We start from the raw sequence: 2709 nt of genomic DNA on the forward strand, positions 1-2709 counted from the left end.
CCGCCCACCGCCGTGCCCCCCAGGCTGGCCGTGATGGCATACGTGCCGGCCACCGTGGCTGTCAGCATGACCGAGCACACGCCCGCCGTGGTGCTGCAACTGCTGGCGCTCAGGCTGGCCCCGGCCGCTGGGGCGCTGAAGGTGAAGGTGTTGCTGCCACTGCTGAGGTTGCCGTTGGCGTCCAGGGCGCTCACGGTCAGGGTGTAGGCGTCCACCCCGTTGGCGGTCTTGGGGCCCGCGCTGATCGCCACCCGCGAACTGGCCGCCGTGGCCGCACCGGCCACAAACACGCCCGTGACCGGGTTGGTGCTCCCCACCGCCGTGCCCCCCAGGCTGGCCGTGATGGCATAGCTGCCGGCCACGGTCGCCGTCAAAGTGACCGCGCAGGTGCCGGCCGAACCGCCTGTGGTGGCCGTCGTGCAGGTGTTGGCGCTGAGCGCCGCACCGGTGCCCGGTGCGCTGAAGTTGAAGGTCGTGGCCGCACCGGTGTTCAGGTTGCCATTGGCATCATTGGCCGTGACGGTGAGGGTATAGGCATCCGAGCCGTTGGCCGTCTTGGGGCCGCTGCTGATGGCCACCCGGGCGCCCGCTGCCGTGACGCTGCCGGCCGTGAAGGTTCCCACCACCGGGTTGGGACCTCCCACGTTGGTGCCGCCCTGGGTGGTCGTGATGGCATAGCTGCCCGTCGCGGTCGCCGTCAGGGTGACCGAGCAGGTGCCCGCACTGCCGCCGGTGGTCGCGGTGGTGCAGGTGGTCGCGCTCAGCGCCGCCCCGGTGCCTGGGGCACTGAAACTGAAGCTCGTCGCTGCACTGGTGTTGAGGTTGCCGTTGGCATCGTTGGCCGTGACCGTGATCGTGTAGGCATCCGAGCCATTGGCGATCTTGGGGCCGTTGCTGATCACCACACGCGACCCGCCGGCCGTTGGCGCGCCCGCCGTGAAGCTGCCCACCACCGGGTTGGTACCGCCCACGTTGGCGCCGCCCAGGGTGGCGGTGACCGAGTAACTGCCTGCCGTCGTGGCCGTCAGGCTTACCGAGCAGGTGCCCGCGTTGCCTCCGGTCGTGGCCGTGGTGCAGGTGGTGGCGCTGAGCGCTGCCCCGGCTCCCGGGGCGCTGAAGCTGAAGGTGCTCGCGGCACCGGTGCTGAGGTTGCCGTTGGCGTCCAAGGCACTGGCCGTGATCGTGTAGGCATCCGAGCCATTGGCGATCTTGGGGCCAGCGCTGATCGCCACGCGTGAGCTGCCCGCTGTGGCAGCACCGGCCGTGAAGGTGCCCACCACGGGGTTCGTTCCACCCACATTGGTCCCCCCCAAGGTAGCCGTCACGTTGTAACTGCCCGCCGTGGTTGCCGTCAGGGTCACCGAGCAGGTGCCCGCACCGCCACCGGTGGTGGCCGTGGTGCAGGTCGCGGCACTGAGCGCAGCGCCCGTACCGGGTGCGCTGAAGTTGAAAGTGCTGGCCGCACTGGTGTTGAGGTTGCCATTGGCATCCAGCGCGCTGGCGGTGATCGTGTAGGAGTCGGAACCATTGGCGATCTTGGGGCCCGTACTGATCGCCACGCGCGAATCCGTCGCCGTAGCAGCACCAGCCGTGAAGGTCCCCACCACGGGGTTGGTACCGCCCACGTTGGCGCCGCCCAGGGTGGCGGTGATCGAATAGCTGCCTGCCGTCGTGGCGGTCAGGGTCACCGAGCAGGTGCCCGCGTTGCCTCCGCTCGTGGCCGTGGTGCAGGTGGTGGCGCTGAGTGCTGCCCCGACCCCCGGGGCGCTGAAGGCGAAGGTGCTGGCCGCGCTGGTGTTGAGGTTGGCATTGCCATCCAGGGCACTGGCCGTGATCGTGTACGCATCGGCCCCATCGGCGGTCTTGGGGCCCTGGCTGATCACCACGCGCGAGCCGCCCGCCGTGGCGGCACCCGCAACGAACACGCCCGCGACAGGGTTGGTTCCACCCACATTGGCGCCGCCCAAGGTGGCCGCCACGTTGTAACTGCCTGCGGTCGTGGCCGTCAGGGTGACCGAGCAGGTGCCCGCATTGGCGCCCGAGGTGGCCGTCGCGCAGGTGGTGGCGTTCAGGGCAGCCCCGGTGCCGGGCGCACTGAAGCTGAAGGTCGTCGCCGTATTGGTGTTGAGGTTGCCGTTGATGTCATAGGCACTGGCGATGATCGTGTAGGCATCCGAGCCATTGGCCAGCTTGGGGCCCGTGCTGATCGCCACGCGTGAACCAGCGGCTGTGGCTGCATCGGCCGTGAAGGTACCCACCACGGGGTTCGTCCCGCCCACATTGCTTCCGCCCGTCGTGGCGGTGACGCTGTAACTGCCAGCGGTGGTCGCCGTCAGAGTCACCGAGCAGGTGCCCACGCTGCCACCGGTGATGGCCGTGGTGCAAGTGGCAGCGCTCAGCGATGCGCCGGTGCCTGGTGCACTGAAGCTGAAGGTTGTGGCGGCACTGGTGTTGAGGTTGCCGTTGGCATCCTGGGCTCTGGCGGTGATCGTGTAGGCATCCGAGCCATTGGCGATCTTGGGGCCGCTGCTGATAGCCACGCGGGAACCCGCCGCTGTGACCGTGCCGGCCGTGAAGGTGCCCGTGACAGGATTGGTGCCGCCCACATTGGTCCCCCCTGATGTGGCCGTCACGCTGTAGTTGCCCGCCGTGGTGGCCGTCAAAGTGACCGAGCAGGTGCCCGCACCGCCACCGCTCGTGGCGGTGGTA

General features: G+C 69.2%; 1 protein-coding gene. It reads right to left on the bottom strand.

Annotated features, from left to right (window positions below):
* A partial coding sequence (locus tag AC07VS_RS28695; RefSeq protein ID WP_494752678.1) for a beta strand repeat-containing protein occupies window positions 1-2709 on the bottom strand: 2709 nt, incomplete at both ends.

Source organism: Curvibacter sp. GW821-FHT01G03 (assembly GCF_059422285.1).